This is a genomic window from Paraburkholderia bannensis (assembly GCF_014200455.1).
In the GTDB taxonomy this organism is placed as follows: Bacteria; Pseudomonadota; Gammaproteobacteria; order Burkholderiales; family Burkholderiaceae; genus Paraburkholderia; species Paraburkholderia bannensis_A.
In genome coordinates, this window is record NZ_JACHBW010000029.1 from 49,959 (window position 1) to 65,947 (window position 15,989).

The following is a 15,989-nucleotide window of genomic DNA, read 5'->3' on the forward strand; positions in this document are numbered from 1 at the left end:
GGAACTCGTCGCGCGCGTGCTGGCCGAGCAGATTGGCAGCACCATCGACCGGATTCCGGCGACGCTCCAGTACGAAGCCGATCTGATGCCAGGCGTGGCCAGCAAGGACACGTTCGCGGCGTTCGAGCAGGGGGCGCGCGCGCGCATCCCGCAGCTTCGCTCGCTCACAGCCGGCGGCTGCGCAAACGAGCGTGAAGTGGTGGACGAGGCGCGTCCGGACGGCGTCTGGGTGCATTCCTGCTGGCCGTCGTCTGCACACGCCGTCGCTTCGCCGGCCGCCGACGCGGCGATATTCCCGCTGCTCGTTCGTCTCGCCGCGCAGAACGGGCGGGGTGCCGTCCCGGTTGTGGCCAATATTGACTGCGCCGCGCTACTCGCCCGGCTGGCGGCCATGGCGCGTGACGAAGGCCTGATCCTGACGGTGGCAGGCAAGGGCGTCGCGAGCGGCTTTCACTGCTCAGCGGGTGCATCCCTCGGACCAGAGAAGCTGAGCGACCTCGAACCCGCGCGATCACCGGTGCCGGGCTATCCGCTGACCATCGACGTTGGCCGTCCGCGCGCGGACATCCTGCGCGAGTGGCGTCGCAACACGTGGACGACACTCGCGCGCACCCTGGCGATCTCGTCGTTCGTGCTCCTTTTGTTGTACGCAATGGTGCGTCAGGTGCGCCGTCAGGCGCTGGCCAACCGTGAACTGCGGGCAGGCGAGCAGCGCTGGCGCGCGGTGTTCGACGAGGCGCCTGTAGGCATCGTGATGTTGCAGCCCAACCAGCCCTACATGGTCGCCAATCCCGCATTCAAGCGCATGGTGGGATATTCTCTCGACGAATTGCATTAATTGGCCGCCTCCGACATCACGCATCCCGACGACGTCGAACTCACGCGTGCCAAGGTCGCGGAACTGGAGCGCGGCGAGCGCTTCTCCGTCAAGTTCGAGAAGCGCTATCTTCACCGTGACGGCCGGGTCATCTGGACGGAGATCACCATCTCGCGGCTCTCCGAAACCGGCGCGCTGGGCGGCATGCTGGTCGCCGTGATCGACGACGTGAGCGCGCGGCGCGAGGCCGAGGCGGAACGCCTGCGCCTTGAGGCCCAGTTGCGCCAGTCGCAGAAGCTCGAAGCGCTCGGCACGTTCGCGGGCGGGATCGCCCACGATTTCAACAACATCCTCAGCGCGATCCTGGGCTACGGCGAGCGCGTGTTCCGCGCGCTCGGCGCGGACTCGCCGCTGCGACGCGACGCCCAGCAGGTGCTCAACGCGGGCATGCGAGCGAGCCTGCTGGTCGAGCGGATTCTCGCGTTCAGCCGCAGCGGCATGACCGCGCGTCTGCCGGTGCATGTGGAGAGTGTCCTGGTCGAGACCGTGGAGCTTTTCAAGGCAAGTCTGCCGCCCGCGATGGAGGTCGTTCTCCAGCTCGACGCGCCGCAGGCTTATGTGCTAGGCGACCCCACGCATCTTCATCAGGTGGTGATGAATCTGTGCAGCAACGCGCGTCACGCGCTGGAGGGGCAGGGCACGATCACCGTGTCGGCGCAGGAAGTCGCGAGCGGTGAAGCCCGTGCGCTGCATTCGGGGACCCTCCAGCCCGGTGCCTACGTCCGCATCGGCGTAGCGGACACCGGGGCGGGTATCAGTCCGGAAGTTCAGGAGCGCATGTTCGATCCGTTCTTCACGACCCGAAAAACGACAGGCGGCACAGGTCTCGGCCTTTCGCTGGTGGACGGCATCATCAAGGAGTATGGCGGCGGCATCGAAGTACAGAGCGAGGTCGGGCGCGGCACGCAGTTCAACATCTACCTGCCGCTGTCCGACAGCCGCCCGGCCGCTGCCTCGCCGCCGGTCCTCGACACATGGCGCGGAAACGGCGAGACAGTCCTGCTGGTGGACGACGAGCGCGTGCTGGTCGAACTCTGCGAGGACCTGCTGGCCGAGCTTGGATACGAGCCGCTCGGATTCTCTTCGCCGTGCGAGGCGCTGGAGGCGTTCCTCGCCGAACCATCGCGATTCGATCTCGTCCTCACCGATCACACCATGCCGGAAATGACGGGCATCGACCTGATCAGGCAGATCAGGGCCGTGCGCCCCGACTTGCCTGTCCTGCTTATGAGCGGTTACGGCAATGCTGTCGTGGCGGCACAGTCGCGCACGCTTGGCGTGCATGCGGTCCTGAAAAAACCTGTGCTGCGGATCGATCTGGCCAAGGCGGTGCGCGACGCGTTAGCAGGCGAAGCGCCGTGCTGACTGTGTGCCGCGGCATTGCGGTGCCGTAATGCGTAGCGCAGGCTTGATCTGATACGGATAACTAATCATCTGGGCTGTGATCGGGTATGTCTTGACGTAGACCAAATTAAAGATGTCACAACTTCGCTAATAAAGATGTCACTTCGCGAATTCATCGCGAAGGCGGTCGAAAAATCGCCGTAAATTCAAGCATTTACGGAAAGCGAATTAAAGTTGTCACCGGCTTGGCGTCGTACAGGTGTCAACAAAGGGGGCAGCGATCGGCCCTTGAGCGACCGCTGTGCCCATGCCGTTGCCCAAGCGCAGACGCAATCGGCGAGTCAGGGCGAGGCGGTCCTGCCTGCGCATCGCAGGCGTGGTCGAGAGGAGCGAAAGGTGCCCATAACAGAAGTGTGAACCGCGCCAGATGCATCGAAACGGCGCATCGATCACGCTGGTGTTGACGAGGTAGGGCGTCTCGCGCCGGCAGTGCGGACAGCGCGTTTCGAGAAATTGATGATGCGCCGGGCAGCGATCTTCATCCTCGAACTGATGCAGCACACTGTGGTAACCGTGCGCCACGCACGGTCGGCAATACCGGAACGTCGCGTGATACCGACCTGAGCGTGCCGCATCGAGCAACGAGACGCGCAAGATGTGCTCGGGCAGGCGGAGGATGCGGCGCAGGCGCATGAGGTCGATGTCGTCGCGCACCGGCGCTACGCCTTCGCGTTATCGAGCTTTATCCACTCCCACGCCACGTAGGCCAGCTCGGGCAGACGCTGGGAGGGATACCCGTCGTGTGTTCCGTATGCGAGACCGGGAATGCTGAAGATGCGCGCGGGGTGGGGTTCAAGCGCTTTCTCGATGGTCTTGATGACGTCGTAGCGGCTGTACTCGCGAGCGAGCACAAGGTGGTAGCCGAGCACCGCGCGCGTGCAGACGTCGATGATGACAAGCAGCCAAACCCGCTCGATTTCGAACTCGTGCTTCAAGCCCAGCGGATCGGACACGACTACCTTGAGCCGGATGTCGAGCTTGTGGCCATCGAATTCGACGACCTGATAGGGGCGGCTTGCCGCTGGCGCGCCTGCCTCATCATCGGGGCGGGGCAAGCCTTTGAGGTGCGAGGCGCCGGCCGCGCGCGCAGCAGTACCGAAGCTGCGTAGCAGCTCCGCCTTCACGCACGCCGATAGGGAGCGAATCGCGTGGCCTGCCGTATTGAATGGATAGTCCGCCGCAGTCACGCCCACTTGCCGGCACTGCTGCAGGAATTCAGTGTGCAATGCTTGCAGGCCGCGCAGGCGCGTATGCAGAGCGCCGTCTGTATGGCGCTGATCAAGCTTGACGCGGCGCTGCTTGAGCTGCAGCCGGAGCCAGCCGGCGAGGGTAGGGTAACGCTCAAACAGTAGTGAAAGGGCGCCTACGGCGCCACGGCTGCCCCGCTCGCCTTGTACGGTGACGGGGCGCACACGGACGTACTCCGCTACGCGGACATGCGCAATCAGCGCGCGAAACCCATAGATGCGCCCGTCGTGATGCAGTTCGAGCGCCCGGTCGAGCAAGCGATAGAGCTGCCGGCGATTCACACCGGTCGCATGTTCGATGTCCTTGACAGGCTCGCCGCGCGCGTAACGTTCGATTGCCTGCATCCGAAGCTTGATGCGCGTGCGCGCAGGTGCATCGAACTCGGTCCACGCCACGGTCGGCCAGATCGTCAGGTCAAGTGCTTGCAGTTCGGGTTTGCGGCGACTCATGAGCGAACCTCGGCAGCAGCAAAGCGCGTGAGCCACGAGAGTGGCTCGGTGCGCAATTCGGGCGCTGTCACGCGGCCCGTGTGCAACAGGCCGAACAGGGCCGCGCGCACGACGACGGGGTCGCCCGTTGAGAATTCTCGCTCGATGTCGAGCAATGACTGAGACGTTGCGACGAAGCACTCGATCGAGTTGAGCAGCGAAGCCGGCACGAGATCGCGTGTGGCGATCAGACACGGCAGCATGCGCTGCCAGTTGTCGACCCAGATACGCGAGGCCACCAGCTCTGCGTGCTCGACGTGGCGCACAGTCATCGCGCTGGCATCAACGACCGGACGAGGATTGCCGTCTTCCACGATGACCGGATCGGGTAGGAGCAGCAGTTCTTGACGGTCAGCGTAGCGGACGTGGAAATCGATGAGATATCGCCGGCCCTCGAACTGGGCAAAGCCTGGACGCTCGCAAAAGACGCGCACGGTCGGATCGGATTCGAGCAGGAACCATTGATCGACGGCGCAGCGTCGGTCGAGCGTCAGCCGGCGTTTGAGTTTCGGGCTGAAGACTTCGAAGCGGTGTGCGCCGCGCGCACGCGCGAACGCGACCGGCTGCGTCAGGTGTGCAGGAACGTCCATAAGATCAAGACCTTAGGAGCGGGATTCGAAGTCTAGAACGCGAATTGACGAATTTAATGCGGACTTATGCGAATTGACGACTTTATTTCGTTGAGACCGCAAATAAAGTCGTCAATTCGATGTGCGGAATCCTTACGCTTCAGGGATTTCGAATTGACATCTTTGCTTTGTTCTACGCGTGGTCAGCAAGAAGAACCGGCGCAGCGCCATCCACAGGCGCACGCTGCTGACGCTCGTGCCCGCTGCGCCGACGTTGTCCGCCTGGCGGCTACCGTTAATCAGCGGTTCCGGTCTTCATCGCAGCGGTTGCATCGGCACGCTGGCGCGCGTCTTCAGGAACTGACATTCCGAGCGTAATGTCGCTTCGCGTTGCAAACGTAGGCGAGTCAGGCTCGATATGAGTGGGTCTTATCGAGCCACATCCGACGCTTGAATGCCACGACGCATGGTTGCACCCGCACGCATGATGATTCCAGATTAAAATGGAAGGCTGTCTGCAATCTGCCCGATGTGGATTGTGGTGACCGGGTGTTGCAGGTCACGCGGACAATTACTTCACGGGACTGACTGGATGATCGGGGAAGCAGGATTCGAAAAGGGGGGGGCTGATTCGCAGTTGCTGGTCCGCTGCATGATGTCGAACGAACTGGGCACCAATTTGCCGGACGTCGCACTGGTGCACGACCTTATCCTCGCTCGAAGCCTTCATGTCGAACGCTTCCTTGCAGACCCTGACGTCCGCGCCCGCATTGACGCGCCCGGCTATCTGGCCCGAACGCTTGGCAAGCGCATCTACAACATACCGTATTACCTGACTCCTGTATTTCCTGACGATGCACAACTCGGCTTCCTCGATGAACTCGTCGACCAGGTTCGCCTAGGCACTGGCAACAGTTTCTGCCTGAGCGGTAGTTCGACCGCACTTGGCCGTGTCCAGGCCATCAGCGACATTGACTTCTGTGAGTACTTTGGCGGCAGCGCAGCTGACCTGCTCGATAGCGCGCAAAAAAAAGAAATGCTGCAATTGCCCTGCGTGCTCGTAACGCTCGCGATTGAAAAGTCTGATCATAACCGTCCGTTCGAGCCGTGTTTGAAGCAGTTCGCTTCAGATCTGGAGAGCGATGAATACTATCGAAAAATTGGTCGAATTAAGTTTGACTATATATCTACAACCCGGAACTATGGTCCGCTTGCGGTTACCAACGTAGTAATCCCTTTTTACGGGGACGACGATCCGAGACTCAGTCAGAGTTTCCAGTTTCAGGAAGCGGTCATTCACGAAAACGATACGACCCCCAAGCGTCCACTCGTCCTGCCTAGTGAACTTGGCCGCTACCTCGCATGGCTGCGTGGCGAGGCCATCAGCTATTTTGTGTCCGCCTCCGAGGCGGCCAGTGTCGAAGAACGGGCCCGCTGTATATTCAAGGCGCTCAAGCGTCTCATGTCCCTGTTACTTGTCATTGACTGCACTGAAGAATGGGAGCTTGTCGTTGACCTTCTGAATGAGGCGTTGACGCAGCAGATCATCTGTGGGTACCGGGCCACAGAAGTCGCGAAACTTCTTGATAGAATGCCAGAAGATACGGATCGCTCCGTGCTCGCCAGCTTCGCTGCTAGTCGTCCTTTGCCAGATTTCCCAGATATTGGGGTCGCATCTTTGGTTGAAGTGGCCTACCAGCTTGCCGAGAACCTGCTGCACACTATCGCTACGCTGTCAGGTGAGATAAATGGACCGGAATGAACTGATCAGCAAGATCATCCAGCTGTCGCCCGGCGTTCCCGGTGCGCGAGTGCTGACCCGTGCCCACTTTGCCAATGTGGAGTTCAAAGATCTGCAGGCACAAGCCAGTCTGCTGGATCGTGTGGACGGGGCGCGCAGTCGCGTTGACATTCCGACGGAACGTTCCGAAGCCCTCGCCAGACTGAAGGCCGACCGGACAGCGATACTCGCGCGTATGCGCAGCAAGCTCGATGAACTTGGTGGTGCGAACCGCGCAGTCGGTAGCCCAAGGCCAGTGACGAATGCCCCGACACCCGCAGAGACGGTTTGCTCCGCGGTGCACCCGGTGGTAAAAGTCAACAAGAAAGCACTTCGTGCCGGGCCACCGGCCACGGCTGAAAAGATTCCCTTTCCAAAGTTTCAGCAGGGAACAATCACCCACATCGTGAAGTGCCTGCCGATTCAAGCAAACTCCACGCACTTCCCACTCGAAATCGCTGATGAAGTTTTCCTCCTGCACCTCACTGATCATGAGGAAGTGAAGCTGACGCAGCAAAAGAAGCAGCTGGCACGGGCTGCCGCAAAGGGATTCGGTGTCGTTGTATGCAGCAACGAGTACTCGCGGGATCGTACGCCGCAACTATCCGGGATATTCAAGCATAAGATGCAAGCCCACGGGTTGATACGTGCGGCTGCCGATTCTGGTAACACCGACTACAGTGACGCCAAGGAAAAACTGCTAACGGGACTGATTGCCAGGAACGCAACGAGGTCTTCGGGGGGGTATAAGGAAATCCATCGTTCAACGCCAGTCAAGCGAGCGCGCGCGTCCAAGAGTCACAGCAAATAGCACTGGCTGGAAATGCACAAATAAAAGGCGTGGGAGCTGATGTTCCCCCGCCTTTTATTTCAAGAAGGAAAGCGATTGAACCGCAGCGGTGCGGAACAATGGCTCAATGATTGCGGCCTGCTCGCGGCCCGCTTCGATGTTCTTGACGTGTCCGCCCGCCTGCCCAGAATCCCAATAGCGTTTTGCCCCCGCTATCATCCCTTCCGCGGTTCCCCCCTCGAATCCGATCTTTGGGGACCCGGAGAAAGCTGCGGCTTTTTTTGTGCCCTCGTTCTTGTCGCGTTGTTCGTTCCTGTCTATCAGGCAACGCCTATCGTCTAACGCTGATGAAGGACAAAACGCATTATTCAGGGCGGACAGATAGGACCGAGTCCCATTCTATGAAAAGGAGTCTGTAATCGCCTTGACCATGAATTTTGCGGAAATATAGGAGCCATACGCGTGAAGGTCATCGTCCTTTTCGGAGTCGCATAGATCCACGACCGTCTTAGCGCAAATACATTTCGGTCTCGCTGGCGACAATTCTGCAGCCCTCTGAATAGCAAATACTTCCATATCCAAAGCGCTGACTTTTCTATGAATAATCTGAATTTGCTCTAAATACTGTTTGTCAGCGATTACGGCTGAGCCGCTGGTAAAAATCCCCAGATCGGGCTTGTGTTGTTCAGTCGGGCGCTTCCCTCCGCGAAATCCAGATTCCAACTCGTCGATGAAATTATCCTTATTGACCAGCGCACGCAACCTTGCAAGCAGAAGAGGGTCAGTTGGCACCTGATACGGTTCGTGCTTGAAACCATCGGTAGTCCACTTCCCGGATTGATACTCATATGCCATGCTCGATACGAAGAGTTGGCCCATCGCCGCGCGATTGCTAAAACCACCACAGATCCCGCTCATGCCGACAACAGCAGGCTTAAATCGATCGATACATAGCGCGGCAGTCACTGCCGCATTTACCAGTCCCATGTTGGGCATTAATACCACTGTTCCTTTGCGCGTACCAATCGACACGTCTAAGCAATCGATGTCTGCCCTTGTGACCTGTCGACCTCCAAGCAATGCAACGTATGGGTTCCTTTCTTCCTGAAGAGCACAAAATACAAGAAAATCGAAATTCACATTTCTCTTCAGTTGGATCAAGATCGAGTCGAGAGTCGCCTGCCATCCTTTTTTATTTGAATAGTCCGCCAAGATGCATCCACGGGATTCGTAGAATTCTCGCAGCTCCGGAAAATCATTTGGGTACGAGCTAATCGCGAGAAGGAGGGAGTTGCTTTTCCCTGCCTTAATAATTGCTTCGAGTATTGCCTTCCCGTTTTGAGAGGCAATACCGTTATCTACGCTGGGGAGTTTGAAGTCGATAATGAATAAACCAATATCGGCACCTAAGCTTCCCGCAAAATCGGTCATGTTTTTGGCTCTGATCACGTCTGAACTCGGAATCCCCTTTTTCTTCAAATGTGAGGTAATGGCCTTGGCTTTTCCTTCGTCATCTTCGATAAGCATAACTTTCATTTGCACATCCTCAAAATCATACTAATGCGTTGAAGCGTTGGTTTGGATTTGTAATGGTAAAGAACCGCTCCAAGTACATCTTGATCGTATTTTTCTTTGACTATTTTTGGTGAATTTTTCAACTTTATCTTTGCGCTGCCGATGTAAAAATCAGGGTATTGCGTAACAATCACGACTTTCGTCGTCTTCCCTTTCATTTTTAACGCGCGAAGGACTTCGATTCCTCCTTGCGCTTGATCGTGCCCTTTCTTAAGATCTTCAGCGCGCTCCCCGAATGTAGAGAGCGCCATATCTAAAATGATCAGATCGTAGTCTTCCTCAAGCACTCTTAAAACGGCGCTGCTCACTCCGTCAACGATTTCCGGTCGAACACTGAGTACTTCGTCGACACACTGGATTATTTCGTCGCGTTTGTGAACCTCATCCTCGACAAGTAGGATTTTCAAGGCGTCGCTCCGCTAGATACGTCTTCTTGTGCAATTTCAGCGTGCATCGAGAAGCTCAAGGTTATGTTCTGCTCGTCGTCACTCGACGTGCAACGAACCGTATGGATGCCCTCGCATCCGCGGGTGATAAACTTAGCTTTCTTAATACCCGTATAACCTTCGGTTACCATATCGATGCCTGTTTCAGCCGAATCGATGGCCTTCTGGATGCGATTTCGAGACCTTGAAAATTCTCCTTTCGGCACGGTGGATGTAATATCGATTGAAAGATACTCCAATACAGACGATGGATTGGCGCGTACCGCGTTGACATGAACACCGATTTGTCCGTCCGCGTCACCATGCTTTTGGGCATTTTTTAGCAAAGCGGCCAAACAATCATAGACTCTATGAACTGTGATGCCCGTATACTTCTGTTCAAGCGCCGGCCCGGAGAATTCCACGTGGTTCTGTCTGTTTAGCTCAATGAAGATGATGCGACACAGATCAGCTACAGAAGCAGATATAAATCCTGTTTGCGGTACCTGAAACCAATCGGCGACTTTTTTGAACACCTCGTTAACGGCGTCGTGCAGCTCCGATTTCATTTGTGCTTCGATAGCGCCAAACGACCCCGAGAAGAATTTGTCTATCAGTGAGTTTGCCTCATTTAATAATTTGGTCTTAATAAAACGTGCGGCGTTTTCAAGTTGAGGTGTTATCTGCTTCCAGCAGAACGCGATGACCAGCTCGTTAATGAGTTCACTGCCACTCGCATTGCGCAAGGCAATGGATAGATTTCTAAGATTTTCGTTTGTAGTCGAATCATCTTCATCCAAACTCGAACTAAAAAGAGAATTGCTCGACTTGAATTGAAGATGCTCGCGTCTCAGCTTGTCTACTAGTCCTTTATACGCATCCATCCAGGTTTCGACGGTTCGACGCATACGGGAATTGGACATGAGGACGCCGAATTCGGATTTCCGCAAAACGGCATCTACCGTATCGGTGGTCACACCATCAAGCGTATTGTGTCGAATACGCCGCCCCAGATACGATTGAATTCCGAACGCAGGATTCAGGCAGAACTGTTCAAATGCGTCCTTGGCAATTTGAGAAATTAGATATTCATTCTGATCGATCAATTGGATGAGGTAAATAGTACCTTCAGAAGTCTCACCCAGCGTGGAAATGCTTGTTCGTAGTTCGGACGACAGTGATCGGTATTGCTCTGTGGCGACTGACGGATTTACGTCTAGCCATTTTTTCATTGCTACGCTATCGACGTACATTCGGCTGCTGTCAAAATACTGCTGTAGTTTTGATAATTTTGATCGAGTAGTGATGGCGTCAGATTCGATGATATATTCGATTTTTCCTAGTTTTTGTCCAATAGCTCGCAGGATTTCACACCTGATCTCCGATGCTTGTGAAGCGTTAGCAACTAGGGTGTACATTTTTTCCAAAGTCACCTCATCAAGTGAGCTAACTATGTAAGTTGCCACCTGCGGTGAATCAATGAGCAAGAACTCGATGAAATTGAGAATGGACGCTTTGTGCTCCGCCTTCACGTGCGAAATGAAGTCTGTCCGAAACTCGAAATCGACGTCGGGATCGATAGACTTGGCCTTAAATAGAGCCAGTGCGAGTACGGCTACCAGACTACGCGACTCGTCCGGTGCTGTCAGGTAGAGGGAGCGTATCTCCTCCTCGGTTAGCAAGGTTTCCAAGCTTAGTGTCCTTTCCATAATAATTTTTATTTCATTTTTGGAAAGCTGGATCATGTTCATTCTATCTTCGATAAATCTAAGAAATAGAAATGTTCGATAAAAGATATCGAGCGTCACCTCGTTTATTTCTTCAACCGGGGTGTTATCGGGCATTAGCAGAAGATCTTTGTCATTGAATGACGCAGGTTGCGTTGGATATTTCCCGTTGATAATTTCGGACAATAATCGAGCTCCGAAGACGCAATCCAATTTATTGCGATATTTTGCAAATTTTTCACGCTCGAGAAATGCCGACGCAACGCGGTAAAGATTGAGAGATTCCTCTGCGCCTGGACTTTGCGAACGATAGTAATCGGTGACGATGGTACCGATTTCTTCGCCCTGAGAATGGCTTCGCACTTCGTCAATGGTCATCGCGAGTTCGTGGGTGATTCTGCGGCGAATCTCGTCCTGCGCGCTGCGGTATTCATCATCGAGATTGAGGATCACAAGAAGCGCGTAGATCGTATCGGTCAAAGATGATTCGGTCGCCCTCAACAGGAAGCCAGGCAGATCGTCTCTGTTTAGCGGCGTAGGAATGAAATTGCTAAGTGAAAGAGCGCGTCGGAATTCTCCGTCGACCTTGCCAACGAGTCCACTTACACGTCGTTGGGCGACTAGGAAAAGTGAAATCTTCGAACTAACATTTTCTAGTGCACTGAAGTGCATCCCAGCGTTATTCCGGTGTTCGATTTCCATTTCAATTTCCGAAACCACCTTCATTTGATTGGTGGTTAAGGCACGCGCACTGCGCAAGTAAGCCAGTTTGTAAGATAGATAATTTGAAGCGCCAAATTTCTTGGTCATCTCGAGCATGATGCCCAGAGATTCTCGGGCGTCGGATGACTCCAAAAACATTAGTTTCTTGATGTACCCCAAAATCTCAGATGCAATTTGAGTCGATGCGTTTACGTACCCAATCGTATAGGCAATTTCATTTCGCCAGTCGATTGGCGAAAAACCAGTAAAGCGATACAAGTCCTTGCTTGTCTTTCTTCCGGAGCCTGGCCTCTCCAGGAGTCCGTCGGGACCTTTCAGGACGGCGCCAATAGTCATGCTGTCAAGCAAGGAATTATTGTCGCGTATCGACTCAATTTCGCTGGGGCTAATGATTTTCTTGGAGCAGTAGCCTCTAAGGAGATTTCTCTTATTGATGTCGCGTACGCTGGAGATCAATCGATAGAGCTCGGGCGACCGTGTAACTCGTTGTTGGTATATGTTGTTCACTCAGGTTCCAGTTCTACTAAGAATGCTGGTTTCCGCTAGGAATGGCTGCCTTCGGCAGCCATTCCGAAGTCGGAGGCGGCCGATGATTCGATTGTTTGTGGAAGCAGCGTTCGAAAAAAGTTCTTAAAAGTTAGTATCTTAAAATGGCTGCTTTGGGAGTGTCCAGAAGTTTTGAGTTCTGACGCTACGTTGAAATCGTGAAAGCATTATTGGCTTAATCTGGCGTCACTGACGACAGGCCGTCTTGCAAAAAAACTAGCTGGGTCACCTACGCAGAAAGTAGCCGCTGGCAACTTGCGGGTCTGGCCGGTCATCTGCACTTTGGCGGTAGCTGCGCGCAGAACAGATTTAAGATCGCAACAGTCACATTCAACGCGGACGACAGCCTTGGACCGGCTCGGGACACACGAGGTGCCGAGGCTTGCGGGTCCTTGGGGCACTGATTCTCGCAATCGACGTGTGGACTGTGATTGGAGTCCTCGGCGGAGCGTATCTAGGCAGTAGCAAGCATGCTCCCGCGGCATCGTCTTGCGCCGCAGTGACAGGTGAACTCGCAGACTGAGTCGCGCGCTTTCGCAGAGATTTCTAGGGCGTATTCGATGAACAGTACCTCGCCGCGCAGCGCCGACCCCGACCCTGGGCGTATTGGTGCCGCGGCATTCACCTGCGTCCGGAGAACGCATCTGCGATCTGGCGCGCGCGCTTGACTTCGTCGCTGTGCAGGTAGATCGACGTGGTCGACACCGACGCATGCCGCAGGTTGTCCCGCACGGTGGTCAGCTCCGCGCCGCGTCCGAGCGCGTGCGTGGCGTCGGTATGCCGCATCCAGTGTGGACTCGCGCAGCGCAGCTTCTCCGCGAGCGGCGTGTGATCGGCCTCGATCGCCTTCGCGGCCAGCAGGAAGAACCGCCGCATCACCATCCACAGGCGCACGCTGCTAATGCTTGTTCCCGTCGCGTTACCACTGTCCGCTTCGAGGCTGCCAATGATTGGCGTTTCAGGGTGCCAGTGCAACTGCGTGACCGGCAGTCCGCGTTTGGCCAGATAGCGCGCGAGCGCCTCCCAGGCGAGCGGCGGCAGCGCCACGCGCGCCAGTTTCTTGCCCTTGCCCGTGACGCGCAGCCAGTACTCGCTGCGAAGGTCGGATTCGACATGGCCGAGCGTCGCGCCGACGAGTTCACTGGCGCGCAAGCCCGTGGCGTAACCAAAATCCAGCAGGAAGCGTAGCCGCTGCGCGGCCGGTGCCGACCAGCGCGGTGCCGACCCGGTAGACGCGGACGAGGCGGACGACCATTCCAGTCCATCCGCGATCGTCCGCACCAGCGCCCATTCCCCCTCGCTGAAAGCGTGCGAGACATCGAGGACATTCGATCCCGTCGCGTCGCGTACCTTCACCCCTGCAAACGGATTGGCCAGCACATTGCGCTGCTCGATGAGCCAGCGGAACAGGGCGCCCAGGATCGACAGCGCATGCGCGACCGAGCGCGCGGAGAGGCTCCCGTTGAACGGCCGCCAGTCCGGTGACGTACGGGGCCGCACCGGCCCGACCCAGCGCCCGTGGGGCGAGGGATTGCGCAGGAAGGCGCGGTAGGCGATCGCATCCTCGGTCGTCAGCGACGAAAGCGCCCGGCCACGCTCGACAATCGCCCACACGTAGAACACAATAAATCTGTCAATCCAGATTGTTTCGGAAAGCCCCGTCACGCAACGAAAGTGGGGTGGCTGATTGACAGTTTTATTGCCACTCGAAGCGCAATGAAAGTGTCAATCTACATGCGACCATATTGAATGTGTCAATTCGCCTACAACACAGCGAACGTCTTCTGACAGTCTTGTCCCTGATGCAAGTCGCGTTGGTTGCAGCAAGACGGTTGGTCTTGTCGAACGGCCAGTGTATGACGGTTCGAGGCGGCTCGTCCGAAATCCTGTCTTCCTGAAACTACCAAAATGTGCCCATTAATCGAAGATTCGACTACCCAGCGGCCACTGAAGCGATTGTCTTCTTCGAGTGTCTCAGAGGTGTGCTGAGTGGCAAATTTACCTGTTTTTTACCCGTAATATTCAATTGCAAGAAATTAGGAATCCTATTTAACAATAATCAATTCGCGGATACATTCTGGTCGAAATCTTGGGGGCGCATTGCCGCCGCTATACCCTGTGATGCAACGATCACCCCATCAATCGCTGCCATGTTTGAAGCTTCAGTTTGCGCTCTCTCTCGGGAGGAGGGGTTCCTCATAATTTCGATCGTGGAGCGTCGCTAAATCGTAGCACTTGAAGCTTCGTCTGCCTGCGGCGCAGTCTGACGGCCTGTTGACACTTTTAATATCGCAACGTTGACACATTTAATGTGCTCTACGGGTGTGTTAGGGAAGGTCTTATATGGACGCCTCCCGGATTGCAAACAGTTCTACAATGTTGGCTGGCAGGTAAAGGCAGCACGCTTATGTCCGGCCCGTTTTCGCAGGCCGATATCTGCCTGCTGGCCCTAATGGAATTCGCTGGCGAGGTCCTCATCTGCACATCGAACGCTACGGTTCATCTTCCCTATCGGGTTTTCCTCGCCCCGGTCCGACCTGTTAGCCATCATGCAGCACTTGCTTGCGCTCCTTGAGGAAGTTGTGAATGTCGTAGATCGTTACGCCTAAGCCGTAGCAGTTGGCGAGGCCCGATATTTCTCTGGTCGTGCCAGCACCGCCCAGATGGTTCTTGCCAGCTTGTTGGCGACAGCGGCCACCGCTACGTTAAACGGCCTACGCTTGAGCAAACCGTCAACCCAATCCGATCGTTTGCCCTGGATGATTACCGAGCGGGCACCGTGCATCAGTAGGGTGCGTAAATAAGTGTCGCCCCGCTTGCTCAAACCCATCTGCCGGATCCGTCCTCCGGTACCAGACTGTCGTGGCACAAGCCCCAGCCATGCAGCGAACTCACGACCCGATTTGAACGTGCCTACATCGCCTATAGCTGCGACGGTCGCTGTTGCAGTCAGAAGTCCAACACCCGGGATCTCGGCAATCTTCTGACAGTCCGGGTTGTGGCGAAATAGATTGTTAAGCCGTTGCTCTAGAACGGCCATTTCTCGCTCAGTATCCTGGGCGCGAACCCATTGTTCTCTCAGACTGTCGATGAGCATGGCTGGCAAACGTTCAGCGGCGCGTGCAAGCGCGGCCGGAAATGCTTTGCTGAAGGCCCGATAGCCCTCGGGCAAAATCTCTCCAAATTCGTACAGCAAGCCACGCAACGCGTTGGTTTGCATGATGCGGAACTTCATTAGTTGAGCTCGCACCCGATGTATCGCCAGAACTGTTTGCTGAGCTTCGCTTTTGACGGCAACGAAACGTGCCTCTGGCTGTTGAGCAGCGGTGCAGATTGCCCGTGCATCGGCAGCATCAGTTTTGTTCCGAATTACAAACGGCCGCACCGATCGGGCAGATATTAACTTCGCTTCATGCCCGAGGGATTGCAAGCGTCTCGCCCAGTCGTGCGCGCTGCCACACGCTTCCATCACGACAATCGACGGCGCACGTTTCGCAAAGAACTCGAGCACTTGCGCACGCTTGAGTTTGATTCGTTCAACCCGGCCGCTCTGCGGATCGAGCGCATGAAGTTGAAATACCTGCTTGGCAATGTCCATCCCGATGATCGTGAGTTTCATTTCAGATTCTCCGTAAAGAATGGTTGACCAGCATTCTCACTTTCGCACATTCGGGCGAACCCACGCTCGACGTCCTGCATTCGCTACGTCATCTTCCCGGCAGCCCGTTACCGGGGGGAGGCTTCCATACCATCTGCACAACATGTTTTCAGAGCGCCGATCTTTTTCAGGTTGGGCGTATCGGTCGCAGAGTCTGCTGGCAGGTTAGTCGTCCGGCT

Annotated in this window: 10 protein-coding genes and 3 pseudogenes; 5 read left to right on the top strand and 8 right to left on the bottom strand. The window is 55.8% G+C overall.

The genetic code is table 11. The features are described from left to right. Window positions 1–85 precede the first annotated feature (85 nt). Both F4827_RS36065 and F4827_RS35670 read left to right on the top strand, forming a co-directional pair. Window positions 86–1,300, top strand: a pseudogene (locus F4827_RS36065) (PAS domain S-box protein); the annotation flags it as partial. Window positions 1,301–1,315: 15 nt separating this feature from the next. Beyond that, window positions 1,316–2,242, top strand: a complete 927-nt coding sequence (locus F4827_RS35670) for an ATP-binding protein (protein WP_409258880.1) — start codon at window positions 1,316–1,318, stop codon at window positions 2,240–2,242. A gap of 216 nt (window positions 2,243–2,458) precedes the next feature. Here the strand turns inward: F4827_RS35670 and F4827_RS31930 are convergent, their stop codons facing one another. From F4827_RS31930 to F4827_RS31940, 3 genes and pseudogenes are all read right to left on the bottom strand, one after another. Next, window positions 2,459–2,935, bottom strand: a complete 477-nt coding sequence (locus tag F4827_RS31930; protein ID WP_183732271.1) for a hypothetical protein — start codon at window positions 2,933–2,935, stop codon at window positions 2,459–2,461. An 8-nt stretch (window positions 2,936–2,943) separates the two neighbouring features. Then, a pseudogene (locus tag F4827_RS31935) lies at window positions 2,944–3,978 on the bottom strand (helix-turn-helix domain-containing protein); the annotation flags it as partial. Further along, entirely contained in the window at window positions 3,975–4,607 is a 633-nt protein-coding gene (locus tag F4827_RS31940) for a hypothetical protein (protein ID WP_183732277.1), read from the bottom strand. The pseudogene F4827_RS31935 and the gene F4827_RS31940, both read right to left, overlap by 4 nt. A 571-nt stretch (window positions 4,608–5,178) precedes the next feature. Here F4827_RS31940 and F4827_RS31945 point away from each other — a divergent pair. The 3 genes from F4827_RS31945 to F4827_RS31955 are packed head-to-tail and all read left to right on the top strand — an operon-like array spanning window position 5,179 to window position 7,498. Next, window positions 5,179–6,348 (top strand): hypothetical protein, encoded by a 1,170-nt coding sequence (locus tag F4827_RS31945; protein WP_183732280.1) that lies wholly within the window; start codon window positions 5,179–5,181, stop codon window positions 6,346–6,348. After that, window positions 6,335–7,177 carry a hypothetical protein gene (locus tag F4827_RS31950; RefSeq protein WP_183732283.1) on the top strand — a complete coding sequence of 281 codons (843 nt, stop codon included), beginning with the start codon at window positions 6,335–6,337 and terminating at the stop codon, window positions 7,175–7,177. The genes F4827_RS31945 and F4827_RS31950 overlap by 14 nt, the downstream gene beginning before the upstream one ends. A gap of 39 nt (window positions 7,178–7,216) precedes the next feature. Further along, complete coding sequence (locus F4827_RS31955) at window positions 7,217–7,498, top strand: hypothetical protein (protein WP_183732285.1); 282 nt, start codon at window positions 7,217–7,219, stop codon at window positions 7,496–7,498. 57 nt (window positions 7,499–7,555) lie between these two features. Here F4827_RS31955 and F4827_RS31960 read toward each other — a convergent pair whose 3' ends face one another. The 5 genes and pseudogenes from F4827_RS31960 to F4827_RS31980 all read right to left on the bottom strand — a co-directional run bounded on the left by F4827_RS31960 (window position 7,556) and on the right by F4827_RS31980 (window position 15,771). Further along, window positions 7,556–8,692: a nucleoside phosphorylase gene (locus F4827_RS31960; RefSeq protein WP_183732288.1), complete on the bottom strand. Its 1,137-nt coding sequence runs from the start codon at window positions 8,690–8,692 to the stop codon at window positions 7,556–7,558. Next, entirely contained in the window at window positions 8,689–9,138 is a 450-nt protein-coding gene (locus F4827_RS31965; protein WP_183732291.1) for a response regulator, read from the bottom strand. Before F4827_RS31965 ends, F4827_RS31960 begins: the two co-directional genes overlap by 4 nt. Further along, window positions 9,135–12,113, bottom strand: coding sequence for a hypothetical protein (locus tag F4827_RS31970; RefSeq protein WP_183732294.1), 2,979 nt, complete (start codon window positions 12,111–12,113; stop codon window positions 9,135–9,137). The genes F4827_RS31965 and F4827_RS31970 overlap by 4 nt, the downstream gene beginning before the upstream one ends. A gap of 660 nt (window positions 12,114–12,773) precedes the next feature. After that, a pseudogene (locus F4827_RS31975) lies at window positions 12,774–13,766 on the bottom strand (tyrosine-type recombinase/integrase); the annotation flags it as partial. 991 nt (window positions 13,767–14,757) lie between these two features. Next, window positions 14,758–15,771: an IS110 family transposase gene (locus tag F4827_RS31980; protein WP_184124003.1), complete on the bottom strand. Its 1,014-nt coding sequence runs from the start codon at window positions 15,769–15,771 to the stop codon at window positions 14,758–14,760. Between the last annotated feature and the right edge of the window lie 218 nt (window positions 15,772–15,989).

Coding starts and splice junctions, on each gene's coding strand:
- F4827_RS35670 (WP_409258880.1), top strand. CDS start 1,316: ATGACCGCGCGTCTGCCGGTGCATGTGGAGAGTGTCCTGGTCGAGACC.
- F4827_RS31940 (WP_183732277.1), bottom strand. CDS start 4,607: ATGGACGTTCCTGCACACCTGACGCAGCCGGTCGCGTTCGCGCGTGCG.
- F4827_RS31945 (WP_183732280.1), top strand. CDS start 5,179: ATGATCGGGGAAGCAGGATTCGAAAAGGGGGGGGCTGATTCGCAGTTG.
- F4827_RS31950 (WP_183732283.1), top strand. CDS start 6,335: ATGGACCGGAATGAACTGATCAGCAAGATCATCCAGCTGTCGCCCGGC.
- F4827_RS31955 (WP_183732285.1), top strand. CDS start 7,217: ATGTTCCCCCGCCTTTTATTTCAAGAAGGAAAGCGATTGAACCGCAGC.
- F4827_RS31960 (WP_183732288.1), bottom strand. CDS start 8,692: ATGAAAGTTATGCTTATCGAAGATGACGAAGGAAAAGCCAAGGCCATT.
- F4827_RS31980 (WP_184124003.1), bottom strand. CDS start 15,771: ATGAAACTCACGATCATCGGGATGGACATTGCCAAGCAGGTATTTCAA.